Annotated in this window: 18 protein-coding genes; 6 read left to right on the top strand and 12 right to left on the bottom strand. The window is 65.6% G+C overall.

The genetic code is table 11. The features are described 5' to 3' along the window. Positions 1-76 precede the first annotated feature (76 nt). On the top strand, positions 77-1,480 hold the full coding sequence (locus DESFRDRAFT_RS15905) for a glycosyltransferase family 2 protein (RefSeq protein WP_005995618.1): 1,404 nt from the start codon (positions 77-79) through the stop codon (positions 1,478-1,480). A gap of 728 nt (positions 1,481-2,208) precedes the next feature. After that, positions 2,209-2,301 carry an LPXTG cell wall anchor domain-containing protein gene (locus DESFRDRAFT_RS22300; RefSeq protein WP_005995619.1) on the top strand — a complete coding sequence of 31 codons (93 nt, stop codon included), beginning with the start codon at positions 2,209-2,211 and terminating at the stop codon, positions 2,299-2,301. Positions 2,302-2,491: 190 nt separating this feature from the next. On the opposite strand, the gene DESFRDRAFT_RS15910 is transcribed toward DESFRDRAFT_RS22300, so the two are convergent. The 3 genes from DESFRDRAFT_RS15910 to DESFRDRAFT_RS15920 form a co-directional block, all read right to left on the bottom strand. Beyond that, the gene (locus tag DESFRDRAFT_RS15910) at positions 2,492-3,265 is read right to left on the bottom strand and encodes an anaerobic carbon-monoxide dehydrogenase catalytic subunit (protein WP_052303495.1); all 774 of its coding nucleotides are present in this window, start codon (positions 3,263-3,265) and stop codon (positions 2,492-2,494) included. Between the two features lie 71 nt (positions 3,266-3,336). Next, positions 3,337-3,987, bottom strand: coding sequence for a Crp/Fnr family transcriptional regulator (locus tag DESFRDRAFT_RS15915; RefSeq protein WP_005995621.1), 651 nt, complete (start codon positions 3,985-3,987; stop codon positions 3,337-3,339). Positions 3,988-4,124: 137 nt separating this feature from the next. After that, positions 4,125-4,898, bottom strand: coding sequence for a hypothetical protein (locus tag DESFRDRAFT_RS15920; protein WP_005995622.1), 774 nt, complete (start codon positions 4,896-4,898; stop codon positions 4,125-4,127). A gap of 138 nt (positions 4,899-5,036) precedes the next feature. Between DESFRDRAFT_RS15920 and DESFRDRAFT_RS15925 the strand changes: the two genes are divergently transcribed. Further along, positions 5,037-6,374, top strand: coding sequence for a sigma-54 interaction domain-containing protein (locus tag DESFRDRAFT_RS15925; protein WP_005995623.1), 1,338 nt, complete (start codon positions 5,037-5,039; stop codon positions 6,372-6,374). A 468-nt stretch (positions 6,375-6,842) separates the two neighbouring features. Here the strand turns inward: DESFRDRAFT_RS15925 and DESFRDRAFT_RS15935 are convergent, their stop codons facing one another. Next, positions 6,843-10,310, bottom strand: a complete 3,468-nt coding sequence (locus DESFRDRAFT_RS15935) for a PAS domain S-box protein (protein ID WP_005995624.1) — start codon at positions 10,308-10,310, stop codon at positions 6,843-6,845. On the opposite strand from DESFRDRAFT_RS15935, the gene DESFRDRAFT_RS15940 reads away from it, so the two are divergent. Both DESFRDRAFT_RS15940 and DESFRDRAFT_RS15945 read left to right on the top strand, forming a co-directional pair. Then, entirely contained in the window at positions 10,309-10,536 is a 228-nt protein-coding gene (locus tag DESFRDRAFT_RS15940; protein WP_043795043.1) for a hypothetical protein, read from the top strand. The two genes, DESFRDRAFT_RS15935 and DESFRDRAFT_RS15940, sit on opposite strands and share 2 nt — an antisense overlap. Continuing rightward, positions 10,533-11,489, top strand: coding sequence for an MBL fold metallo-hydrolase (locus DESFRDRAFT_RS15945; protein ID WP_005995625.1), 957 nt, complete (start codon positions 10,533-10,535; stop codon positions 11,487-11,489). The genes DESFRDRAFT_RS15940 and DESFRDRAFT_RS15945 overlap by 4 nt, the downstream gene beginning before the upstream one ends. Before the next feature lie 94 nt (positions 11,490-11,583). Here DESFRDRAFT_RS15945 and DESFRDRAFT_RS15950 read toward each other — a convergent pair whose 3' ends face one another. Beyond that, the gene (locus tag DESFRDRAFT_RS15950; RefSeq protein WP_005995626.1) at positions 11,584-12,591 is read right to left on the bottom strand and encodes a zinc-binding alcohol dehydrogenase family protein; all 1,008 of its coding nucleotides are present in this window, start codon (positions 12,589-12,591) and stop codon (positions 11,584-11,586) included. Positions 12,592-12,747: 156 nt separating this feature from the next. Continuing rightward, positions 12,748-13,095, bottom strand: a complete 348-nt coding sequence (locus DESFRDRAFT_RS15955) for a hypothetical protein (protein ID WP_005995628.1) — start codon at positions 13,093-13,095, stop codon at positions 12,748-12,750. Positions 13,096-13,324: 229 nt separating this feature from the next. Here DESFRDRAFT_RS15955 and DESFRDRAFT_RS15960 point away from each other — a divergent pair, with 229 nt between their 5' ends. Further along, positions 13,325-14,314 carry a radical SAM protein gene (locus DESFRDRAFT_RS15960; protein ID WP_005995629.1) on the top strand — a complete coding sequence of 330 codons (990 nt, stop codon included), beginning with the start codon at positions 13,325-13,327 and terminating at the stop codon, positions 14,312-14,314. A 217-nt stretch (positions 14,315-14,531) separates the two neighbouring features. Here the strand turns inward: DESFRDRAFT_RS15960 and DESFRDRAFT_RS15965 are convergent, their stop codons facing one another. The 6 genes from DESFRDRAFT_RS15965 to DESFRDRAFT_RS15990 form a co-directional block, all read right to left on the bottom strand. Next, entirely contained in the window at positions 14,532-16,169 is a 1,638-nt protein-coding gene (locus tag DESFRDRAFT_RS15965; protein WP_005995630.1) for a PhoU domain-containing protein, read from the bottom strand. 22 nt (positions 16,170-16,191) lie between these two features. Then, on the bottom strand, positions 16,192-16,476 hold the full coding sequence (locus DESFRDRAFT_RS15970; protein ID WP_005995631.1) for an amphi-Trp domain-containing protein: 285 nt from the start codon (positions 16,474-16,476) through the stop codon (positions 16,192-16,194). A gap of 217 nt (positions 16,477-16,693) precedes the next feature. Beyond that, positions 16,694-17,899: a hypothetical protein gene (locus tag DESFRDRAFT_RS15975; RefSeq protein ID WP_005995632.1), complete on the bottom strand. Its 1,206-nt coding sequence runs from the start codon at positions 17,897-17,899 to the stop codon at positions 16,694-16,696. Then, positions 17,892-18,491, bottom strand: a complete 600-nt coding sequence (locus DESFRDRAFT_RS15980) for a GAK system XXXCH domain-containing protein (RefSeq protein WP_005995633.1) — start codon at positions 18,489-18,491, stop codon at positions 17,892-17,894. Before DESFRDRAFT_RS15980 ends, DESFRDRAFT_RS15975 begins: the two co-directional genes overlap by 8 nt. A gap of 156 nt (positions 18,492-18,647) precedes the next feature. Continuing rightward, complete coding sequence (locus DESFRDRAFT_RS15985) at positions 18,648-21,848, bottom strand: ATP-binding protein (RefSeq protein WP_005995634.1); 3,201 nt, start codon at positions 21,846-21,848, stop codon at positions 18,648-18,650. Positions 21,849-22,130: 282 nt separating this feature from the next. After that, entirely contained in the window at positions 22,131-23,339 is a 1,209-nt protein-coding gene (locus tag DESFRDRAFT_RS15990; protein ID WP_005995635.1) for a PhoH family protein, read from the bottom strand. Positions 23,340-23,597: the final 258 nt, after the last annotated feature.

The raw sequence follows: 23,597 nt of genomic DNA on the forward strand, positions 1-23,597 counted from the left end.
CCGTTCCTTTCTACAGGGACACTGAATCTTCCCGCGCCGCCCGGCGCACCCACCATGCAACCCGTTGCGATCCCTTATGAAAAACTCACTTTTCAAGCGTGTTACAGTCGTCGACTGGCTCTACGGCCTCACCCTCCTCACCACCATGACCGCCGGCGGCACGGCCGCCTGCGCGGCGCTTCGGGACCAGGAGTACATGGCCGCCTTTCTCGAAAGCGATCTGCTCGTCGTCTACGGCGACCTGGGCCTGGCCCTGGCCCCGGTGACCGCCCTGCTTCTGGCCTGGCGCATGTGGCTGGCCAGCCGCTACCACGCCTTCCCCCCCGCCCCGGACGCGGCCCTGCCCACGGTCCGCATCGTCATTCCGGCCTACAACGAAGGCGCCCAGGTGCTTTCCACCATCCGCTCGGTCATGGCCAGCGACTACCCGTCGGGCAAGATGCGGGTGGTGTGCGTGGACGACGGCTCCCGCGACGACACCTGGCAGTGGATGGCGCGGGGCGCGGCGGAATTCCCGGACCGGGTGCGGCTTTTGCGCCTGGCGCGCAACGGCGGCAAGCGCCATGCCCTGCTCGCGGGCCTTGCCGGCGCGGACGAGGAGGCCTTCGTCACCATCGATTCGGACTCGGAGATAAAGCCCGACACCCTGCGCCACCTGCTCTCCCCCCTGGCCGCTTCGCCAAAGGTCGGCGCCGTGGCCGGCAACGTCCGCGTGCTCAACCTCGCAGCCTGCGGTCCCATCCCCAAAATGCTGGAGGTGTCCTTCACCCTGTCCTTCGATTTCCTGCGGCGCGGCCAGAGCGTCTACGGCGGGGTGCTTTGCACGCCCGGGGCGCTGGCCGCCTACCGGGCTTCGGTCCTCACCCCGGAACTGGCCGCCTGGGCCAATCAGTCCTTCCTCGGCCGGCCGGCCAACATCGGCGAGGACCGGGCGTTATCCAACATCGTGCTGGCCAAGGGCTACCGGGTCGTCTACCAGCACGAGGCCGTGGTGTTCACCACGCTGCCCGAAAAATACCGGGGACTGTGCCGGATGCTTTTGCGCTGGGCCCGCAGCAACGTGCGCGAGAGCCTGGTGATGGCGCGCTATCTTTTCCGGCCGCTTCGCCGGGGCGACGCCGGCGCGGGCTGGTTGCGCCTGGCCGGCACGGTGGAGCTTGTTTTTCTGCCCCTGACCGAGGCGTTCAAGGTGGCCCTCGTGCTGTGCTTTCTGCTCTCCCCCCTGGCCATGGCCCAAGCCGCCGTGGTCAGCTGCGCCCTGGCGGCGGTCGTCCCGGCCGTGGTCTACCATCGCCGGCGGCCCGGGGTGTTCGGCTGGCAGTGGGCGCTTTGCTACAGCTTTTTCTGGCTCTTCGGCCTGTCCTGGATTTCGCTTTGGGGACTTTGCAGCGCCGGCTGTTCCGGCTGGCTCACCCGCCGGCTGCCGCAAAAAGGACAAGCGGGCCTTGCCGCCCTGGAGACGCAACGGGAAGCGGCCTAGCATAGGCCATCGCAACGGCGCGGGAACGGGCGGGCGAAACCCGCTCCCGCGCCGGCAGGCCCCAAACGGGTCACGGATGGTTTTTGAACTTGTCCCGCACGTGCTCGCTGCCGTCGTGACAGGGTCATGGTGTTTCTTTTCGTTCACAACCGCCACAACGTCGCGCATGCGGCAAGTATAACCAACACAGCATCGGCGCGATACACGTGTGGCAATCACGCCGATATGCGTTACAACAGTGGCGTTGCTGTCCCGACTGACCAGTCAGTCGACAAGTATGTTACATATTGCAACACACCTAAAAGTTTTTACGTGAAAAAATTCCCTATTTCCTCTTGCCATCCAGGAATGGCGGCGTTACCCCAAAGGAAAGTCCCGCTCCAACATGCACGAAACGGCTGCAGCCAGTCAGGTGACACGGGGATGGTCCGTAAAACGGGCCGCCCAAAAGCGGGAAAACCGGGGACGGGGAGTATGGCAGGCCCTGGAAAACTGGCAACGCGACAACGAACGCCCCTCGCGTCACGTTTGAGGATTGGGGATACGCCATCGCGACGCATGCTTGATCTGTGACCCGGACGTCATGACCGGCCACCGGCCCCTTGCCGTGCAGCGACAAGGACCGCGCCAGCCTGTCCAGGCCGCGCCACGCGAGATCACCGGACGCAAACCCGGTGGACGACGGCAGCCGCCCGCTGGCTACTTGGGGAGATCCCCGGGAGTCGGACATGAGCATGGACGATTTGATGACCATCGCCGGCGCACTTGTTGTTTTGGCCCTGATCGGGTTCATCTTCTACAAGCGCATCATCAAGAACTAACCGCCACGGCCGGCGTCCGTCCAAGCACATGGACGGACGCCGGCCGCTTTTTTTGCGAACGATCGTTTCGCGAATCATCCAAGACAACGCCCGCCGAGGCCCGATTTTGCGCCAAAGCAAGGCCGGAGGGTCGGACCCGCCCTCGCCGAGGGCCGTTTGCCGGGCGAGGCATCGCACGCCAGGCGATCTCTCAGGAATACACGGAGCCGTCGAAGCGGTCGTTGAGGCCAAGAGCCAGACGCTTGGCCTTGATGTGTTCGCTTATGGCCTCGGCCGCCTTGGCCGGATCGGGGCCGACCAGGGACGCCGCCCCGGAAACGGCCGACACCCCGGCGCGGGAAAGTGCGGCGGCCAGACCGCCGGCCATGGCCTGGCCCCCGACACCCGCCGCGAGACTGGCGGCCGCCGGCAGATCGGCGATTTCCACGTCAAGCGCCGCCGCCAGGGCGGTAAAAAAGTCCAGAACCGATGCGCCGTCCGGCCCCTCGTCCATACGCAGCACCGGGGAAATGCCCAGGTGGTCGCAAAAATCCGCCAGCCCCGAACCGGCCTCCGCGACGCCGGAGGGCGCGAGCAGCCCGGCCTGCCCCATGGCGCATGCGGCGTCGCCCGCGGCGAGCACCAGAATATCCTGGCGAATGAGTTCCCGAGCCAGCCCGGCCAAAACGCCGCCGGCCCCGCCTTCCGGCGCGTCGCCGTCGACGAAGCCGACCAGCCCGCGCACCATGCCGATGGAAAGGGCCTTGCCAAGCTTGTCCGGCATGCCGCCGCCGGCCGTGATCACGGTCTCGCCCGGGAAAACGGATCGCTGTTCCATGTCCATGCCGTCCTCCGCTGTCCGGCCGTCGGCCCAAGCCGCCCGGCCGTTGATCTTTTCGTGGTCGAAATTACTTTTTTTGTCAAAACGGTGTCTGTCAGGCAGCTGACAAATTCCCGGGCGCACCTGAAAAAATATCCCCGGCATGTCAGGCGCGACAAAGCGACACGCCGCGCCCTCGGAACCGGGCACGGCATGAAACGGATGGCCCGGGAAAATCAGGCCTCGGCCAGGGCTTGCAGGGCCGTGATGTCCGGCACGCAGATCACGCCCCGGGCGCGTAGCGTAATGACGCCGTCGCGCTCGAAGCCGTTTAAGAGGGAAGACACGGTCTGGCGCGAGGAACCCACGATGGTGGCCAGCTGTTCGATACTCAGCCCATGGGCGAAGCAGCGCATGGAATCCTCTTCCACCGGGGCCTGCCCGGCTTCGTGGAGCAGCAGCAGGAGGAGCCGGCGGCGCACGTCGTGGAAAGCCAGGCCGTCGATGACCGAAAAAGCGTGGGAGAGCAGGTCCCCGAGCACCTTGACCATGGCTGTGGCCAGAGCCGGCATGGAGGTGAAAAACCGGCGCACGACGGCGACGTCGGCTTCCAGCAGTTCCAGGTCGTCCAGGGCCTCGACATGGGCGCGCGTATGCGTGGTGTAGACGTCGCCGACGTCGAGGATGGCCATGGTGAATTCCTTGTCCTTGTAGGCCAGGTAGACCCTGGCCCGGCCCTTGGCCACGATGAAGAGGCTGTTGCGGGATTCGCGCGGGGAAAAGACCTGCCGGCCCTTGGCGTAGCGGCGGCTGACGAAGGCCCCTCGCGCGGCGGCGAATTCGGGCTTGTCCAGTTCGGCCAGCAGGTCGGCGTCGGTCAGGCGCATGGGGCATCCCCGGTCGGGCGCAAAAGGGAGGGCGGGAAGCGGGCCGGGACCCGGCGTCCGGGACCGCGACGCAAACTTAGCCGATATCGCCAAAAGGGAAAAGGCGCTCACGGCCGGGGCGGGATCAGTCCCCTCCCCTACTTGTCCGGCGGGCCCAGGTGGGTGAGAAAGGCCGTGAAATTGCCCGTGTACTCGTAGGTGCCCACGTGGGTGAACACGCTGTGCACGTCGGCGTAGATCTCGCCGCCGATATCCGTCCAGCGTTTGCAAAAGGCGTAATCCTCGGGAAGGTAATCCCTGGTCGCCGGGTCGATGGCCGTCTCGAAAAACGCCACGTTGTTCACGTGGTCGTCGTTGGTGTAGGCGTAATCGTAGGCCAGCTCGGGATAGGCCTCGGCCAGACGCATGAACACCTCGCGCCGTATCAGCATGAACCCCGTGGCCCCGTACTCCACGGGCAAAAGCCCGGTCCCGGGCTCGGGACGGCCGCCGGGCTTGAGCTTCACCGCATAATGCAGCGAGGCCGCCTGGGCCACGCGCATGAGCACGTTGCCCTTGATGGTGCGAAGCTTCTCCACATCCAGGTTCTTGACCGGATAAATGCCGCACACCACGTCCTTGTCCGCTTCCAGATACTTCCAGGGCAGATCCGGGGAAAAGCCGATGTCCGCATCGATGAAAAGCAGGTGCGTGAATTCCTCCTGGCGCATAAACTCGTTGGCCACCAGATTGCGCGCCCGGGTGATGAGACTCTCGTGGGACGGGGTGAGCATGCCCGTGCGCACGCCGTTGCGCTCCAGAACCCCGATGGCGGGGATCACCGAGCGTAGATAGTTGACCGTCACGTTGCCGTTGTAGCACGGCGTGCCGATCATCAGCATGCGTTCCTTGGTCGCGGCCGGCTCGGCCATGAACCACCTCCGGTCATATCGGGGCACGCGTCGCGCGCAACCCCGTCTTTTCGCCCGGTTATCCGGTCCCGCGCCGGCGAAGTCAAGACGTCCCCCCCCCCGCTTTTACACCCGGCCCGGCCTGGGCTATAGACCCCCATGGCCCTGCCGCGCGACATCCCCTGCGAATCCATCATGGAGTCCCTGGCCGACGGCGTCTTCACCGTGGACACGGACTTCACCATCACCTTTTTCAACCGGGCCGCCGGAAAAATCGCCGGCATCCCCCCGGCCGAGGCGCTGGGACGCAAATGCTGGGAGGTCTTCCACTCGAGCCTTTGCGACGGGGCCTGCGCCCTGGGGCAATGCATCAAGGCCGACACCACCCTCTCCGACCAGTCGATCTTCATCGTGCGCCCGGACGGCACAAAAGTCTGGGTCAGCATCAGCGCCGCGCCCCTTCGCGACGCCACCGGCCGCATCGTCGGCGGCGTGGAAACCTTCCGCGACATCTCCGACCTGACCAGGCTGCGCAAGGAACTCGAAGGCGTGCGCACCCTGGAGGACATCGTCACCAAAAACCGGGAAATGGCCCGGCACCTCGACCTGCTCCCCCGCATCGCCCAAAGCGGCACCACCGCCCTGCTCCTCGGCGAATCCGGCACCGGCAAGGAACTCTTCGCCCGGGCCCTGCACAACCTCTCCGACCGGAAAAACGGCCCCTTCATCGCCGTCAACTGCGGGGCCATCCCCGGCGAACTGCTCGAATCCGAACTCTTCGGCCACGCCCAAGGCGCCTTCACCGACGCCAAAACCGCCCGCAAAGGCCGCTTCGCCCTGGCCACCGGCGGGACGCTCTTCCTCGACGAAGTGGGCGAAATGCCCCCGCCGCTCCAGGTCAAACTCCTGCGCGTGCTCCAGGAACGCGTCTACGAGCCCCTGGGGTCGGATACCACGCTCCCCGCCGACGCGCGCATCGTCGCCGCCACCAACCGCGACCTCGAAGCCATGGCCCGGGAAGGCACCTTCCGCCGCGACCTCTTCTACCGCCTGGGCGTGGCCCGCATCGTCCTGCCGCCCTTGCGCGAACGCCCCGAAGATATCCCCCTGCTCGTCGCCACCTTCATCGAACGCCTCAACCTGCGCCAGGAAAAAGCCGTCGGCGGCCTGACCGACGCCGCCATGCGCATTCTCCTGCGCCACGACTACCCCGGCAACGTCCGGGAACTGCAAAATATCCTGGAATACGCCTTCATCCTCTGCTCCCACGGCCGCATCGGCCCCGAACACCTGCCCGATTACCTGCGCCCCGCCCCCAGCCACCCCCAACACGCCACCGACGCCGCCCCCCGGACCATGCGCGCCATCAAATACCAGGCCGCCAAACACGCCCTGGCCCGCCACGACGACAAACGCATGGAAGCCTGCCGGGAACTCGGCATCACTAAAGACACGCTGCGACGAATTTTGAGTCAGGGCGATGGGGAGGGGGAATAGGCATGAGGGCCTCCGGCGGCCAGGGGGACCTTTTTTGAAAAAAAGGTCCCCCTGGACCCCTCCAAAAAACTTTTACCGGGTATGTGTCGTGCATGAGGGGGGGCTTTGGGGGCGGGAGACCGGATGTTTGTCGCCGCAATCGGCCCGGCGGCACGAGGCGCTAAAGCGCCTCGACGCCGGACGCGATTGCGGCGACAAGATCGCCAGCGGCGAAGCGCCGCATTAAAAAAACACAAGCAAGGGCCTTCCATGTCGCCCCTTTGGGGCGACCGGCGTGGTGGCGGCGGAATTTGCTTGGGACGAGCCTGCCGCGAAGCGGCGGCACCGTCCCGACAAATTCCGCCGCCATCTTCTCCCTCTCCGTCTTGCCGCCAGCCACCCCCTCCCCCGGCCGACCAAAGCACACCGGACGGGGGGTCCGGGGGGCCCATGGCCCCTCGGCGGGGCCTGGGGCAGCGCCCCAGCGGTTTAAGTGACAGGCAGACTGACGGTGACGATCGTGCCGGCGTCGGGGGTGGATTCCATGGAGATCTCGCCGCGCTGGCTGCGGGTCATGAGGCGCGCGGAGTAGGTGCCGAGCCCGCTGCCGCCATTTTTGCCGCTGGTGGCGTATTTTTCGAAAAAGACGGGGATGAGCTCCGGAGGCACGGGCGTGGGGTTTTGGACGGTCAGCAAAGCGCGGCCGTCCTTTTCGGCGAGGCTAACGGTCACGGCGTGGCCGGAGGTCTCGGCCTCGATGGCGTTTTTCACGAGGTTGGCGGCAATGGTCTGGCACAGCAGGGCGCTGCCGGTGATAAAGAGCTCCTCGGGCGACCGGAGGGTCACGTCGACGCCCTTGGCCTTGGCCGTGGGTTCGAGCATGGACACGACGCCGGCGACGATGCGGGCGAGATCGATCCGCTGAGCCTGCAGGACGTAGGTTCCCGTTTCCATCTTATAGAGGTCCAGGGACAGTTCGATCTGCTCGAGCATTGCATGGCCGGACTGCTCGATTTCACTTAGCAACTCGCGTTGGTCGTCGGTGACCGGCCCGACCACGGCGACAATTTCCGGCAGGTTGACGATGCTGTTGAGCGGCGCCTTAAGGTCGTGGCGCATGATGCGCTCCACGTCTTCGCGCACGCGTTCCAGTTCCTTGCGCGCCGAAATGTCGTCGAAAGTCCAGATGGAGCCTGAGGCGGGGTTGGCGACGTCGATGCGCCGCCCGTCGACGGAACACCAAAACGAGTGGCCGCCCCTGTCGTGGAAGCGCTCTTCGAAATGCACTTCCTTTCCGGCGGCGACCAGGGCCAGTTGTTCCCGGCGAAAGGCCCGCAGTCGAGGGATGCTTTCATGGACCCCGGCCAGGCCCTTGCCGGCCAGTTCCTCGGCGGGGATGCCGAAGAGTTCGGCGAAACGACGGTTGACGCGCACCACCGTATCGTCCGGGCCGAGGTGGACGATGCCCACCGACGAGGCGTTGAAGATGGCCTCGAATTCGCCCATGAGCTGGCGCAGGCGTTCCTTGCTTTCCCGCTGCCGGGTGATGTCCTCCTTGACGGCCACGAAATGGCTTATTTCGCCCTGTTCGTCGCGCACGGGCGATATGGAGGAGGCTTCCCAATACAGCTCGCCGTTTTTCTTGCGGTTGCAAAGTTCGCCGCGCCAGACCCTGCCCGCCAGAAGCGTGTCCCACAGGTCCCTATAAAACGCTTCGGGATGGACGCCGCTTTTGAGGATCCTGGGATTTTTGCCTTTCGCCTCGTCCGGAGTGTACCCGGTCAGGGTGGAAAAATGGGGATTGACGTATTCGATGGTCCCCTGGAGGTCGGTAATGGCGATGGAGGCCGGGGACTGTTCCACGGCCGCCCACAGCAGGCGCAGCGTGGCGTCCTTTTTGCGTTCCTCGGTGATGTTCTCGATGGAGGCGATGACCGGGGTGGGCGCGGTGCCGGTCTCGACCGGGCTGAAAATGGCCCGGAGGTACAGATTTCGTCCGCCGAGCACGGACGAATAGGGGCCTTCGGCCCTGGACAGTTCCCCGGCCAGGGCCCGGACCAGGGCTTCCTTAAACAAAATGGGCAGCAGCGCAACGAGGTTGACCCCGATGATGTTGTCCGACGTGATGCCCATGATTTCGAGGTGCCGCTTGTTGCAGCTCACCACGGTGCCGGTGGCGTCAAAAAAAACCTGGCCAAGAGGCGAGTTGTCGAAAATGACGCGCAGTTGCCGTTCCTGGTCGGCCAGGACGGTTTCGGCCTGTTTGCGCTGGGTGATGTCCGTGCAAAAGCCTTCGAGGTGGGCGATGGCCCCGGATTTGTCGCACACGGCCCGGATGTTGAGCGAGACCCAGATGAGGTTCCCGGTACGCGTCAGGCGACGGACTTCGTAGTTGGAGAGGTGGTCGCGCTTTTTGAGCGTATCGAGCATGGAATCCCGTTCGTCGGGATCGAAGTAGACCTGGTCCCGGATGTTGGCCACTTCGGCCAGCATGGCTTCGGGATCGGGGTAGCCGTACATTCGGGCCAGATAGCCGTTGACCTTGACGTAGCGGCCGTCGGGGGTGGAGGTGAAAATGCCCACCGGCGCGTTTTCGTAAAGGTTGCGCAGGACTTCCTCGCTTTGGCGCAAGGCCTGCTCCGCCCGCAGCCGGTCGCCGATGTCACGGATGTAGCCGCCCACGCCCATCTTTCCCTCGCCCAGGGGCACGGGAAATTTGCGGACCTCGAAGGTGCGATCGCCCAGGGTTTCGATCATGGTCACGATGTCGCGGCCGTCCCGGGCGGCCACGTCGGATTCGTGGCAGCGGGCGGCGAGTTCGGGCGGCATCAACTCGAAGTCGGTGCGGCCGATGGCGTCTCCGGAAGCCTTTCCCATGAACTCGGCCAGTTTGTTGTTGATGACCAGATGGCGCAACTCGGCGTCCTTCAAAAAGGCCATGTCGCTGGTGGCGTCGATAAAGGCGCGATAGCGGCTCTCGCCGCGCCTGAGCGCCTCGTTGGCCGCCACAAGTTCGCTGGTGCGCGCGGCCACGGTGCGTTCCAGACCGGTCTTGGCCGCGTCCAGGGCGGCGGTGGCCACGCCGACGGCCCGGGCCAGCCGGGCCGGCCAGGACAGAAAGCCGAAAAAGGCCCCCCAAAGCGCCAGCCAGACGGCGCCCGCCCCCACAAGCAAAGGCATCAGAGGCCGCAGGGGCTTCCAGCCGCCCTCGGGGACGGCGGCAAGCCGCCACATCCCGCCGGGAACGGCCATCTCCACGGTGACGGGGTTGTCCGCGAAGATCGCCTGGTCGCCGTAAACCATTGCGCCGTTGCCGGCCAGACGGATGGCCAGACGGATATCGTCCCCACGCTGCACCGCGACATCGTGGAAAAACGCGTCCGCGTCGATGGTGATGGTGGCCACGCCCCACATGCGGCCGGGGAGCCGGGGCCCGCCAAGCAAAAAGACGGGGGTCCGGGCGATGATGCCACACCCGCCCTGGAGCAGTTTTTCGGGTCCGTCGATGGCGGTCCGGCCGTTTTCCAGAGTGCGCGACAGGGCTTCGCGCTGGGAGGGCGGCAGGTCCCGGCGCAGGGACAGGCCCAGGATGCCGGCGTTGCTGGTTCGCGGAAAGACGTGGCTCACCACGGCGTCGCGGGCGAGCTGGAGGGAGCGGATGTCGGACACGCCATCCATGAGCCCGGCCGCGAAGTCCCCGAACTGCTCGTCCGTGAGATCGGGGTGGCTGGCGGCATAGGCGGCGATGGCGCGCAGCAACGTGAGTCTTGCGGTCAGGGCCGATTGCAGGCTCAGACGCGCGTCGCCGAGATGGGCCAGGGCATTGGCCCGGGTCTCCTCGACGAGACGGGCGTTTTCACTGCGCCACAAGACCCAGGCCGCGGGCAACACCAGAACGGCCGCCAGGGCCAGCGACAAAACCAGCAGTCTGAAGCGTTGCGTCAGGCCGTTGCCCATGCGCCGCATCCCCGGGAAAAGTCGAAAGCGGACCGCCCGCGCAGGCCGCGCCAAGCGGCAGGCAACCGCGCCCACGATGGACGCATCCCGCCGATTCCAGTCGTTCTATAGCGGTCGCGGGGTTGAGGCAAGCCTGTCCCTTGACTTCATGCGGCTCCCCGACCACAATTTTTTCGGCATTCCAACGATCACGCACCGCAACATCCGCCAGGAGGTCGGCAAATGACGACAACCAGTCTGCGCCAAACGGACAGCGTTTCGGTCACGGTCCTCATCGACAACTCCCTCGACCATTTCCTGCCCGACACGGGTGGGGTCGCGCACCGCCCGATCCTGTCCTGGACCGACAATCCGGTGGCGGAGCACGGCCTGTCGCTGTGCGTCACCTTCGAAGGCGGCGGCGAACGCCATACGGTGCTGCTGGATACGGGACTCAGCGCGCTGACCCTGCTGCGCAACATGGGCAGCCTCGGCGTTTCCCCGGATGACATCGAGGCCATCATCCTCAGCCACGGCCACATGGACCATACCGGCGGCCTGCTGGAACTCCTGGCCAGGCGCAAGGCGGGCTGCGACCTCATTTCGCATCCCGGGGCCTATTGCCGCCGGCGGCTCAACATTCCCGGCAAGGGGCCGCAGCCGGAGCTGCCGTCGCTTGACGCCGCGGCGCTTCGGGCGGCCGGCGCGAACATCGTCACCGAGGCCGGACCCGCAACATGGTTTTCGGACATGCTGCTGACGCTCGGCGAGGTCGAACGCGCCACGGATTTCGAAAAGGGCTTTCCCATGGCCGAGATCGAAACCGACGGCGCCTGGGGCCCCGATCCCTTCCGCGACGACCAGGCCATCGTGCTGCACGTGCGGGACAAGGGGCTGGTGGTCATAAGCGGCTGCGCCCATGCCGGCATCGTCAACACCGTGCGCTACGCCCGAAAAGTGACGGGCGTGGAGACGGTCCACGCCGTCGTGGGCGGCTTCCATCTGACGGGGCCGGCCTTTGCTGGCGTGGTCGGGCCGACGGCGGCGGCGCTGCGGGAATTGGGACCGCGTTATCTCATCCCCATGCACTGCACGGGGTTTACGGCCACCGCGGCCATGGCCCAGGCCATGCCGGAACGATTTCTTATCAGCAGCGTGGGCACGCGGTTCACCTTCTCCACAGACGAGAAAGCACCGTAGGGCCAGCCTCCGAAAGCTTAAAACGAGGACGGCGCGGGAAGGGAAAACCCTTTTTACCGGGATTCCCCTTCTCGCGCCGTCTTTTGCCCGCCGCTTAAAACACCACCACCTGCTTGCCGACCATGCGGCCGGAACGCTGGGCAAGGTGCGCTTCGGCGAAAACGGCCGGATCCAGGCCGTGCCGGGTCTTCCCCAATGTCGGCCGCACGACGCCGGAATCCAGAAGCGCCGCCACCCGGGCCAAAATAGCGCCTTGCCGGGCCATGTCCGGGGTCTTGTACATGGACCGGGCGAACATGAATTCCCAGCGGATGCTGGCGCATTTCGATTTGAAGACCGTGATGTCGAGCGGCCCCGACGGATCGTCGATCAGGCACAGCGCGCCCTGGGGCGCGATCATGGCGGCCATGGCCCGCCAGTGGGCCTCCATGTGGGTGGTGCAAAAAATCGCGCCCACATCCGTGATGCCGGCGGAACGCAAGGCGGCGGGCATGTCCTTGGAGTGGTCGAGCACCAGGTGCGCGCCCAGTTCGCGACACCAGGCGGCGGACTCCGACCGCGAAGCCGTGGCGATCACCCGCGCCCCGGCCCATACGGCGAGCTGGATGGCCATGGAGCCCACCCCGCCGGCCCCGCCGAGCACAAGCACCTCGCGACCGGCGTTGGTCCTGGCCGCATCGGTCAGGCCCAGACGATCGAACAGAGCCTCGTAGGCGGTAAGGCTGGTCAGCGGCATGGCCGCGGCCGCCGCGTCGTCCAGGGTCTGCGGGGCCTTGGCCGCGATGCGCGCGTCCACCAGATGAAGCGTGGCGTCGGTGCCCGGCCGGGTGGCGTCCCCGGCGTAATACACCCGGTCGCCCGGCGCGAAACCGGTTACGGCCTCGCCCACGGCCGCCACCGTTCCCACGGCGTCGTAGCCGAGGATCCGCTCCCCGCCCGAAGCCAGGCGCGCGTGCACCTTGGTGTCCACGGGATTGACGGAAACCGCCGCCACCCGCACGAGCAGGTCCCACCGCCCGGGAACCGGGTCCGGGACCTCGGCCAGAAAAAACGCTCCCGACGCGTCGGGCGAAAGGCCGCCCTTGGCCATCAATGCCTGCATGGGTGCCTCCTTGTCTCCTCTGGGAAAGACCGTATCAGGTTGCGCCCAGAAGCCAAGCCTAAGACAATGCGTGATTTTTGAATGCGGCCGGACACGAAAAAGGAGCCCCGCAATGCCGGGGCTCCTTTCGCAACGAACTCGCAACGCGTTTCGAACCTAGAACTGAAGAGCCTGCAGCGCCATGATAAAGGCTTCGTATTCGCCGAGCATGATGGCGCCCTGCACCTGTTGCGGCAGGCCAACCGTGCTGGTCGTGGCGGGATTGCCGAAATTGAAGTTCGCGCCAACCGCCGCGGAGTCGCCCCATGCCGTGGCGACGCCTTGCGCCACAGCCACATTGTTCGTCACGCTCTGAGCGGCCGCACCGCCCGCCGCACCGCCCGCCACAGCACCTTGCGCGCCAGCAGGCGCCCCCGTTTGGGCAAAGGCCATGGAAACAGTCGCCATCATCCACACAAAAACACACACAGTTGCCAACGAGATGAAAAATTTCTTGTTCAACATAGTTGCCCCCTGTAAATAGTTTTTTATAACAACACGTTTCATGGCCAGGCTAGATCACACTACACCTCCACGTCGCCAGTGCAAGAAAAAAAACAACCCCGCCTCAAAGATGCGTCGTTTTCCTACGGGGAGGGGATCAGGTCGCCAAGAAGATGCGGGAAACGGTCGAGGGTCGACAGGACTGCCGTTGCCTTGTGGATTTGCCCCGCTGGGAGTGATAGATTTGGCTATGAACCTTTTACGCCGTCTTTTTGCGACGCCGCGTTTGGACTGGGTGCAGATCGAGGTCACCACGCGCTGCAACGCGCGCTGCGGCTACTGCCCGCGAACGACAGCCAGGACCGCCTGGCGCGACGCGGATCTGGATTGGGCCCTTTTCCGACGGCTTCTGCCGCAGCTCGCCACCCCGTATGTCCACCTCCAGGGATGGGGCGAACCGCTGCTGCATCCCCGCCTGCCGGACATGGTTCGTGAGGTGTCGGCGGCCGGGATGCGCGCCGGGACCACCTCCAACGGCGTCCTGATCGACGCCGCCATGGCCAAAACCCTCGTCGCCTCGGGGCTTGAGGTCATCGCCCTGTCCCTGGCCGGGATCCGGGCGCGCCACGACAGGCTGCGTCCCGGCGCGCCCTTCGACCGGGTCATGGCCGCCCTGGAGGCGCTGGCCGAGGCCAAGGCGGCGGCGAATAGCGCCAAGCCCGAAGTGCATATCGCCTACCTTCTCCTGCGCGCCGACACGGCGGACCTCGAAGCCCTGCCTCCGCTTCTCGCCGAACGCGGCGTGGCCCAGGTGGTGGTCAGCAGCCTCGATTACGTGCCGAACCCCGCATTGGCCAACGAAGCCCTGCTGCCCATGGACGCGGCCGAACAGGAAGCCTTTCGCGCCCGCATCAGCAGCGCCGCCGCAACGCTGCGACAAAGCGGCATCCGGCTGCATTGCCGGCCGCCATCGCTTTCGCGACGCGCCTCGTGTCCGGAAAACCCCCAAGCCTCGCTGGTGGTGGACGCCCGGGGCGACGTTTGCCCGTGCGTGTTCACGGCCCTGCCGATCCAGCCCCCGCACCCCGCCGCCGGCAGCCGCCTGTCGTTCGGCAACGTGGGGCAAACCACGCTCGCCCGCATCTGGCGCGAACCCAAATACGCCGCCTTCCGGGCCGGCTTCGGCAAAGCCCTGCCCCCCGGCCCCTGCCGCATCTGCCGCAAGCCGTTTGTTGCATGAAGGGAGGAGAAGACTTTGGAGAAATATGCGCCGAGGGGAAACCTTGTCTTACAAAAGGTTCTCCCCCCGGGCCCCCTTTCCAAAGACTCCTACAGGGAACAGCAGGTTATCTAATCGACTCTCGCAACAGGAGAAAGTTTAGGAAAGGGAGAGCGCGAGAGGGGAGAACCCTTTTCAAAGGGTTTCCCCTCTCGCACTTTTCTTTCCTTACTTCCCCTCAATACACGAGCACAGCGTCGGGGAAGGTGAGTTCTTCGAAGGGGCGGCCGGCGTGGCCGGCGGCGCGGGTGAGCAAATACACGCCGCGCAGGAACAGTTCCTGGGCAAAGGGCCGGTTCATCTCGAACCGGGCCGAGGTGGCCAGGGCCCTGGCCACGCCGAAGACCAGCCGCGCCTCGAAGAGCGCATCGCCCTGTTCGACGGCGAAGGTGCGGGCGAATTCCAAAAACCGCCGCATGACCAGCGACAGCCGGTCGCGCAGCGCCGTCTCGAACACGGGCAGGCGGAAATTGGAAGCCAGGAACACGGCCGTGTCCTGGACGTAGTCCCCTTCCCGGGAACGGTGCAGGTCGATGTAGTGGATGCGCTGGGCGGTGTGGTCGTAGACGATGTTGTTGAGGTTGAAGTCGCCGTGCAAAAACACGCGAAAGGGGGCGGCAAGGCCCGCTTCGGCGTCCTCGGCGGCGGCGAGCAGTTCGGAAAGGCCCGGGATGTCCACGCCGCAAAGGCGCTTGGGACCGGCGGCGAAGCCGGGATAGAGGCGAAAGACGTCGTCCAGGCGGGCGCGCATCTGGCCCATGAAATCCGGGGCCACAGGCTGGCGGGAAAGCGTCTGTTCCCAGATGCCGCCCACGGTCTGGGTGACCAGGAAGCAGGCGTTTTCCACCACCTCCCGGTCGGCGGTCAGCACCACTTCCTGGAGGTTGCAGCCGCCCAGGTACTCGAGCAGCATGGAGGCCGATTCGCCGTCGGTCTGAAAGGCCTGGATGTTGGGCGGAAGTCCCGGCAAAAGCCGCTGCCAGCGCTCGATATTCTCCTTTTCCTTGGCCAGTTTGTCGGCGTTGCCCTCCTTGAAGAGCACGCCCTTGGAGCGTGGGCCTTGCTCCTCCTGGACCCGGCCGATGCGGCAGCCCGACCGGGTGCCCCAGATGGAGCTGAAATCGCCGGCGGAAAGCGGCATGTCCACGCCGCCGTGGGCCAGGGAATCCTGCAAGGCCTGGTATTGATGGATTTTGAGCTTCTCGCCGAGGGCGGCGAAAATGACGGCCTCGCCGATATTGAGCAGGGCGTCGCCCATGCGCTCGAGATAGCGGAAAATGTTGAAGCTCGAGATGGAATTTTCCGGCGATTCCCCCCGGCGCAGGTCGGCCAGGATGGCGTCGAAGGCGGCCTTGAACCGGTTGTCCAGGGAGAATTCCGCCCGGCAGATATTCAGCGCCAGACGCACGTCCTGGCGGGTGAGCGCCGGGTAGACCAGCCCGAGGGCCTTGTCCACGTCCACGAAGGGATCGCGGTATTCGTAGCGCCGGATGAAGTTGGGATCGGTCAGGTACTGGACCTGGGAGACGATGTTGACGGCGTAGTCGGCGATGCGTTCGAGGTTGATGTTGATGATGTTGGCGGCGCGCACCAGATCCAGGGTGCGCTTGCTCATGTCGCGCGAACCGTGGATGCGGCCCCAGCAGGCGTTTTCGATGACGCTTTTGAGGTTGTCGATGTAGTCGTCGCGGCTTTCGATGCGCTTGATGCGCGCCGGGTCCGGACGTTCGACCACAAGCAGGGCGCTCGAGACCTGCTTGGACACCTCGAGCACCATGAAACGAAAATTTTCCTCGATGCCTTCCAGAATGCGCATGACCACGCCCCCCGTCGGCCGATCAGGAATCCGACGCGCCCGGGGCGATGGTCAGGCCCCCGTCCCCCTCGCTTTCCCCGCCGTCCTCGCGCCAGGAGAACTTGAGGTTGAGCTTCATGCGCCCGCTCATGGACTTGGCCTCGACAACAAAGCCGATGGTGCCGCCCGGGTGCAGGCAAACCTCGCCCTCGCGGCTGGAAAAGCGTAACTCGCCGGCGGCGAAACCGGCGGTCAACGCCTCCATGTAACGCCTAAGCGTCGCGGCATCCTGCACGGACTCGTACTTGAACCGGGATTCCTTATCCACGCCGCCCCTCCTTGCCGTCCGGCCAGTCCCGGGGGCCGGGCCGGCCCCACGACGAAATTCCAGCATTCCAACATGCCGGAACAATTGCAAGAGGGGATTGGCGGCAGCCGCGCCGCCGCCTCCCGAAACAGGGCCCGAAACGGCGCGCCCGCGAAAGAAATTCCGCCACTTCCAGACGACAACAATTTGAAATAATTAGAATTTCAAAAAGACACCGCTAGGGCTGACCGAGCCGCGACCGGTACTCGTTTATGATCTTGCGCCGGCTCACCCCGTTGATGATGAGACTCTTGCGGATGGCGAAGTCGTGCCAGGCCGGCTGGAGGCCGATTTCCCGGGCCGCCTTTTCCGTATCCTGCTCCGCCGGTGGCCGGGTCTTCTCGCTCATGTGGCAATCGTCGCCCATGAAGATGAGCAGCGGCCGCTTGCCGTGCCAGCCCATGCGGTTGCGGCGGTTGACGACGTTGATCAAAAACTCGGTGTACTGCTGGGACTGGGGATTCCAGACCTCGATGCCGTCCACGTCGTAATCGGCCAGCAGGATGGGCCAGAACTGTTCCGGGTGGGGGATGACGATGCCGGCCCCGAGCGACCGGGCTTCCTCGATGATCTCCGAGGCCCGGTAGAAATAGGACAGGGAGAAGGCCTCCTTGACCAGATCCTTGACGGCCTTGGCGTAAACCTGGGCCCGGTTGACGATGCGGTCGCCGAAACGGGAGCGTAGGGTGTCGAGGAAGTTGCGCACGAGCTTGTTCTTGTAGGCGTCCTCGGGCATGTCGCCTTCGTGGATGAGCAGCAGGGCCTTGATCTTGGCGGCCTGGATGCGCACGAATTCCACCATCTCCTCGTCGGAATTGGTGCGGCCGGCCGCGATCTGGCGGCGCTGCTCCCCGACCGGCTCGGCCAGGGCGTCGACATACTCGAAAAGCTGGGAGGCGCGGTAACGGTGGGTGTGGCGCAGCATGGAGGACAGGACCTCGGCCCGTTCCGAGTCAAGGCCCTTGAAGTGCAGCAGAAGCTGCACCTTGCGGTTGAAGCCGCTGGAATAGCAGTCCACCTCCACGCCCTGGTAGCCGTCGTACTCCAGGAGCACGTTGTGCTGAGTGGGGATGACGAGCTCGTCGACGCGGCCGGGATAGAGGTTGTCGATGCGCTTTTTGAGCAGCTCCATGGGCACGTGCTCGGGGTGCCAGTGAGCGGCCAGCACGTATTCCTGGCGGGGGTAGGTGCGCGCCGGATTGACGATGCGGTCCACCTGTTCCGGGGACAGGCGCGTGTCGTTGATGCGGGCGAAAGCGGCCTCGTCCTCCTCGGTCACGTCCCGGTCCACCCGGGACAGGTCGATTTCGACGCAACGGGTCTCTTCCGGCCCCGGATGGGCGCTGTCGCGGCTTACGGCCGATACGGTCGATGCATCAGGCATGGCGGCTGTGACACTCCTTTTTCATGCGATCGAGCGCGGCCACCGAGGCGGTCATGGCCTCGAGGTCCCCGCTGGCGGCGGCGGCCTCGAGCCGGTCCACCTCGGCGTCGTAGGCCGGATAGAAGGCGTCGCCCTTGCCGGGATAGCTGGTCATCCGCCGACTGTCGGCGATAAAGCCAGCCAGGCTGTCGGCATCCGGAACCAGTCCGGCCCGCAGCGACGTCACGATGGCCTTGAAAAAATGCTTCATGCGTTTTTTGAGGCCCTTGTATTTCGGCCTGCCTTCGGACTCCACGGTTTCGGGCGCACCGGCCAGGGCCGCCTCGCGGGCCGCGTCCTCGGCCTCGACCCCGGCCGGGGTCGGCAGCGCGGCCAGGCCCAGGGCCGGATATTTGAGGCTGACCTTGAGCAGCGAGGACGCGCCGAGGTGCTTGATGGCGATTTTGAGGCTCGTGAAGTCCTCAAGGGGCACCACCTCGCCGTCGATGACCAGATTGCCTTCGGCGGCCTGGGCCGTAAGGTCGGTCAGGGCGGCCAGGGCTTCGACCCGGGGCAGGACCAACTCGAATTTCCGTTTGCGCGATGCGGACATAATACGGTTCTCCTTGTGGCGACGGCCCATGGGGATCGGGACGTGCCACCTGCTTCGCGACATTTTTATGCTAGGCGATTTACAGTTTGATGGCAAAAGGCGACGGGGCTCCGATCCCGCCGCGCCAAAGCGCCCCGCCGCGTCCTTCGCCGCGTTTCAGGCGCGCATCCGCCGCGCCCGACGCAGGACCCGCGCCAGGCTTTGGCGCTCCACCGGCTTGGCGATGTAGTCGTTCATGCCGGCGGCCTCGCACTTCTCCCGGTCCCCGCCCATGGCATAGGCGGTCATGGCCACGATGGGCAGGCCGGCGTGGCCGGCCCGGCGAATGCGCCGGGTGGCCTCCAGCCCGTCGAGGACCGGCATCTGGACATCCATGAACACGCAGTCGAAGCGCTGCCGCGCGACAGCCGCCACCGCCTGTTCGCCATCGTCGGCCAGATCCACCGTACAACCCATTTTTTCGAGCAAACCCTTGGCCGCCAGCTGGTTGACCTGGTCGTCCTCGACCACGAGCACCCGGCAGGCTCCCTGGGACGCGGGCGGCGCGTCCATGGGCGCATCGATGGAGACATACTCCCCCCGCGGCAGCGCGAACGGCAGCATGAGCCAGACGGTGGTCCCCACGCCGAGCTCGCTTTCGATGGTGAGCGAACCGCCCATGAGCCGCGTCAATTCCCGGCAGATGGCAAGCCCGAGCCCCGCCCCCTGTTGGTCGCGGGTGTAGGTGCTTTCCACCTGGGTGAAGGCTTCGCCCACGGCGTCGAGCTTGTCGTCGGGAATGCCGACGCCCGTGTCGGAAACGGCGAACAGCAGGCGCGCGCGCCCGTCCGGCAGCGGCAGCAGGCTCCAGCCCTCCACCCGCACTTCGCCGGCGACGGTGAACTTCATGGCGTTGCCGGCGAGGTTGAAAAGTATCTGGCGCAACCGCGTCTCGTCGCCGATGACGTTCCGGGGCAGGTCCGGGTTGGCCAGGCAGACGAGCGGCAACCCCTTTTCCAGGGCCAGCGGGGCGAAGGTTTCGGTGATGGCGGCAAAAACGTCGGCCAGGCTGAAGGGGGCGACGTGCAGCGTCAGGCGCGCGGCCTCGATGCGGGACAGGTCGAGGATGTCGCCCAGGAGCCGGGTCAGCCGGCCGCCGGAACGGATGGCCATGTCGGCATACTGCAGCTGCTCGTCATCGAGCGCCGTGGTCTTGAGCAGCTGCATCATGCCCATAAGGCCATTGAGGGGCGTCCTGATCTCGTGGCTCATGTTGGCCAGAAAGGAGCTTTTGGCCAGGCTCGCGGCCTCGGCCCGGCTGGCGAGTTGCTTCGCCTGCTCGGCCGCCCGCGCCAGCTCGTCCCGGGAGCGCAGCAAGGCCTCCTCGGCGCGCTTGCGGCGGTCGATGTCCTCGATCACGGAAATGAAATAGTCCGGCTGTCCCGCCGCATCCCGGACCAGGGCCACGGTCAGGTTCACCCACACGAAGGAACCGTCCTTGCGGATGTAGCGCTTCTCCCGGTTATAGGTGTTGAGGTTGCCGGCCAGCACCTGCCGCACCTTGCCCATGTCGGCATCGAGGTCGTCCGGGTGGGTTATCTGCTGAAAGGTCATGCCGAGGAGCGCCTCGCAGGGGTAGCCCAGGATGTCGCACAATTTGTTGTTGACCCGCAACCAGCGCCCGTCCGGGCCGACCAGGGCGATGCCCACGGCCGCCAGTTCGAAGGTGGCCTGGAAACGCCGCTCGCTGGCGCCGAGGTCCTGGGCGTGGCGGCCCGTATCCGCCAGCAGCCGGCCGATGCGGGCGAGCAGTTCCTCGGCGTCGAAAGGCTTGACCAGATAGTCCTGGACCCGCTCGGCGATGAGCCGGCGACGCAGGGTGTCGTCGGCCTTGGCCGTGAGCATGACCACAGGCACCTTGTCCAGGGCCGGGTCGCGGCGCAGCTCACGCACCATTTCCGTGCCGCTCAGTACCGGCATCATCACGTCCGAAACGATCAGGTCCGGGTGGCGGGCCTTGGCCGCGGCCAGCCCCTCCCGTCCGTTGACGGCCGCAAGCGTCCGGTACCGACCGCCGAGGATATCGAGCAAATAGTCGCGCATGTCCGCGTTGTCCTCGATGACAAGGACCAGCGGCATCCCGGCCCGCTCTTCGGAAGGACGGGCGGAGGCGGTGATGGCGTCGGCGGGGGCGGCGGGGATGGGTGGAGAAGGTTCGGGGCGGCCATCGTCCGGCGCGTCGTGGACCGTGACCCCGGCCGGAGCGGCCACGGGCAGGGTGACGGTGAAGACGGCCCCGCCGGCCGGATTCGTCGTCAGGGTCACATCGCCGCCGTGGAGCAGGGCGAACTCCTTGGCGATGGCAAGGCCCAGCCCCGTGCCGCCGTGTGAGCGGTTCTCCCCGGAATCGAGCTGGCGGAAACGCTCGAAAACCACCTGCTTCTGGTCGTCGGGGATGCCCGGGCCGTCGTCGGCCACGGTCAGGCGAAAGTGCCCGTCCGTGCGCGCCAGGCGCATTTCCACACGTCCGCCGTCAGGTGTGAACTTGAAGGCGTTGGAGAGCAGATTTTGCAATATGCGCCGGACCTTCTCGACATCGACTTCGGCCGTCAACGCCCGGGGCGCGTCGACAGTGAGGCTTATGCCGCGCTCCCGGGCCAGGGACTCGAAGCACGAGGCCATGAACCGCGCCTGCCGGGCCATGTCGCAGCGGGCATAGCGCAGCTCCATGCGCCCGGCGTCGAGACGGGCCACGTCGAGCAGATCGGTCACATGCGCCAGGAGCAGTTTGGCGTTGCGCTCCATGACGCGGTAGTCCCGCCGCGCTTCCGGGGGCGTCTCCGCCGCGCCCAGCCGCTTGGCCAGGGAGCCCAGGATCAGGGTCAGGGGCGTACGCAGCTCGTGGCTCACGTTGGCGAAAAAATTGGTCTTGAGCGCGTCGAGTTCCCGCGTCTGCTCGTAGAGGCGGGTGATTTCCTCGTTGGCCCCGCGCAGGCGGTCATTGGCCTCCCGCGAAGCGGCCAAGGCCGTCTCGGCCGCCCGCCTGGCCCGGCCGAGACGGGCATGGGTCAGGCTGAACAGCACACCCATGCCGATGAAGACCAATACGGAAACGAGGCTGACCGTGCTTCCCACCCGAAAGGAATAATACGGGGCCACGAAACAAAGCCCGAGTATTGCCGATTCCGCCGTGGCGGCCAGGCCGCCGGCCACGCCGCCGATCTGCGAACTGAAGAACACGGCCGGGAAAAAAAGAATCCAGCCAAAAGGTTCCAGCGTGGACCACAGCAGCCATTGCAAGACGAACGCCACGACAGGCAGCGCAAGCGCCAAGGCCAAACAGGACGGCGAGCAGCCGAACAGCGACGTTTTTTTCATGGCGTGGCCGGGGGGAAAACGCCCCGTTTCCTCCTTTTCGGACCGCGCGGACAGGCGCGGCGTGCCCCGCAGGAACAAGCGCCAAGGCGAAGCGGAAAGTTCGCCAGCTTGTACTTCGATACACACAATGCGCGCCCGGTTGCAAGGGGCTCGCGTTTCCGTGCCCTTCCCCAGGTCGGACCGCGCCGCAGCCCGGAACCGGAAACCGCCGCAGGCCAGCCCGCGCCGGCAAAAAAAAGGGCGACCCCAGGCCGCCCTTTTCGCGTCAACGCATGTCCGCGGCTACAATTTCGACTTGAGCACCATGTCCGTGATGGGGCCGCGCGAACGCTCGCCCTTGAGCACGATATGGGCGTAGTTGGGGAATCCCTTGAACTTGCGCACGATCCAGTTGAGACCGTTGTTGGCCTCGTTGAGATAGGGGTTGTCGACCTGCGAGGTGTCGCCGAGCACCACGCACTTGACGCCCTCGCCCATGCGGGTGAGCACGGCCCGCACCTCGGTGCGCGACAGGTTTTGCGCCTCGTCGATGATGACGAAGGCGTTTTCGATGTTCATGCCACGCACGAAGGCCAGGGGAAGAATTTCGAACTTCTTCGGATTGATGCGCAGCATCTCGTCGTTGGGGTTGAGAAACACCTTGTTGGCCGCCCGGCAGCGGTGGAGCTTGACCAGCAAGTCGAAGACGTACTTCACGTAGGGTTCCATCTTCTCGGTCACGTCGCCCGGCAGGTAGCCGAGCTTGGCCCCGATCTCGATGGTGGGCTTGAGCACGAAGATCTTTTCGTAGTGCTTTTTCTCCTGCACCGCGAAAAGCGCCGCCGCCAGCGCCAGGAAGGTCTTGCCGTAGCCGGCCTCGCTCTGGATGGACACCAGGTCGATGTGCTGGGACATGATGAGTTCCAGGGCCAGATTCTGGTAGACGGTGCGCGGCCGCACGTTCCAGACGTCGCAGGTGTAGTTGATGATCTTTTCGCCGTCCGGCGCGTGGAGCACGGGCTTGCCGTCGCGCCAGGTGAAGCAGTTGGGGACGAGTTCCTCGCCCTCCTCGGCGAATCCCGTGTAGCGCTGGGATTCGGATTCGAAGGGCTTGGAGTCGCGCAGCTCCTCGCTTTTGAGGCCGCGCAGCTCGGCCTGGAGCTTCAGGATGCGGTCGTTGGTCACGAGCACCGGGTCCTCGATGGACGAGGCCTGGATTTCGTCGAGGATATGGTTGTCGACGATATCGGTGAAGGCGGAATGGCTCTTGTCGTTCTGGATGAAGTGGATATGCTCCCGGTTGTCGCTTAAGACCTGGATGACGTTGGCCACAATGTGGCGGAGTTTCGGGGTTTTCTTTAAGCCTTCAAGCTCCATGAGCACGTGGTAGGGAATGTGGATGGCGTTTTCCACGCCGTTTCGCAGCCGCAGCACGCTTTCCGGGTTTTCGATCAGAACGTTGGTGTCGAGCACGTAATTCTTGCGTCCCGGTCCCTGCACCTGTCGCGTCATGCCAGTCCTCCCTGGACCCTGACGACGTCGGCCCAAACCGGCCGCGACAGCCGCGGCCGCTTCCCCGACGCCCGTTTGCCGCGCGCCTTCCCCCATCGGGCCGCGTCCCCGAAACCAGCCTCCAGGTCCCGGGGACGCCGGGCGCGGCGTCCCAAAGTAAAAGGCGGCGCGACGCCCCATGCGCCACGCCGCCTTTTCGGCTCAATGTCTTCACCGCCTGCGGCAATGCTGCTCCCGATCGGCCCCGGAAGGGACCTT

The organism is Solidesulfovibrio fructosivorans JJ], from assembly GCF_000179555.1.
Taxonomy (GTDB): Bacteria; Desulfobacterota; Desulfovibrionia; order Desulfovibrionales; family Desulfovibrionaceae; genus Solidesulfovibrio; species Solidesulfovibrio fructosivorans.

What these genes read in the sequence shown, in the direction of transcription:
- DESFRDRAFT_RS15945 (WP_005995625.1), top strand. Translation starts at nt 10,533, where the DNA reads ATGACGACAACCAGTCTGCGCCAAACGGACAGCGTTTCGGTCACGGTC.
- DESFRDRAFT_RS15955 (WP_005995628.1), bottom strand. Translation starts at nt 13,095, where the DNA reads ATGTTGAACAAGAAATTTTTCATCTCGTTGGCAACTGTGTGTGTTTTT.
- DESFRDRAFT_RS15910 (WP_052303495.1), bottom strand. Translation starts at nt 3,265, where the DNA reads ATGCCGGGGATATTTTTTCAGGTGCGCCCGGGAATTTGTCAGCTGCCT.
- DESFRDRAFT_RS22300 (WP_005995619.1), top strand. Translation starts at nt 2,209, where the DNA reads ATGAGCATGGACGATTTGATGACCATCGCCGGCGCACTTGTTGTTTTG.
- DESFRDRAFT_RS15965 (WP_005995630.1), bottom strand. Translation starts at nt 16,169, where the DNA reads ATGCGCATTCTGGAAGGCATCGAGGAAAATTTTCGTTTCATGGTGCTC.
- DESFRDRAFT_RS15915 (WP_005995621.1), bottom strand. Translation starts at nt 3,987, where the DNA reads ATGCGCCTGACCGACGCCGACCTGCTGGCCGAACTGGACAAGCCCGAA.
- DESFRDRAFT_RS15980 (WP_005995633.1), bottom strand. Translation starts at nt 18,491, where the DNA reads ATGTCCGCATCGCGCAAACGGAAATTCGAGTTGGTCCTGCCCCGGGTC.
- DESFRDRAFT_RS15935 (WP_005995624.1), bottom strand. Translation starts at nt 10,310, where the DNA reads ATGGGCAACGGCCTGACGCAACGCTTCAGACTGCTGGTTTTGTCGCTG.
- DESFRDRAFT_RS15905 (WP_005995618.1), top strand. Translation starts at nt 77, where the DNA reads ATGAAAAACTCACTTTTCAAGCGTGTTACAGTCGTCGACTGGCTCTAC.
- DESFRDRAFT_RS15920 (WP_005995622.1), bottom strand. Translation starts at nt 4,898, where the DNA reads ATGGCCGAGCCGGCCGCGACCAAGGAACGCATGCTGATGATCGGCACG.
- DESFRDRAFT_RS15960 (WP_005995629.1), top strand. Translation starts at nt 13,325, where the DNA reads ATGAACCTTTTACGCCGTCTTTTTGCGACGCCGCGTTTGGACTGGGTG.
- DESFRDRAFT_RS15985 (WP_005995634.1), bottom strand. Translation starts at nt 21,848, where the DNA reads ATGAAAAAAACGTCGCTGTTCGGCTGCTCGCCGTCCTGTTTGGCCTTG.
- DESFRDRAFT_RS15990 (WP_005995635.1), bottom strand. Translation starts at nt 23,339, where the DNA reads ATGACGCGACAGGTGCAGGGACCGGGACGCAAGAATTACGTGCTCGAC.
- DESFRDRAFT_RS15950 (WP_005995626.1), bottom strand. Translation starts at nt 12,591, where the DNA reads ATGCAGGCATTGATGGCCAAGGGCGGCCTTTCGCCCGACGCGTCGGGA.
- DESFRDRAFT_RS15925 (WP_005995623.1), top strand. Translation starts at nt 5,037, where the DNA reads ATGGCCCTGCCGCGCGACATCCCCTGCGAATCCATCATGGAGTCCCTG.
- DESFRDRAFT_RS15975 (WP_005995632.1), bottom strand. Translation starts at nt 17,899, where the DNA reads ATGCCTGATGCATCGACCGTATCGGCCGTAAGCCGCGACAGCGCCCAT.
- DESFRDRAFT_RS15940 (WP_043795043.1), top strand. Translation starts at nt 10,309, where the DNA reads ATGCGCCGCATCCCCGGGAAAAGTCGAAAGCGGACCGCCCGCGCAGGC.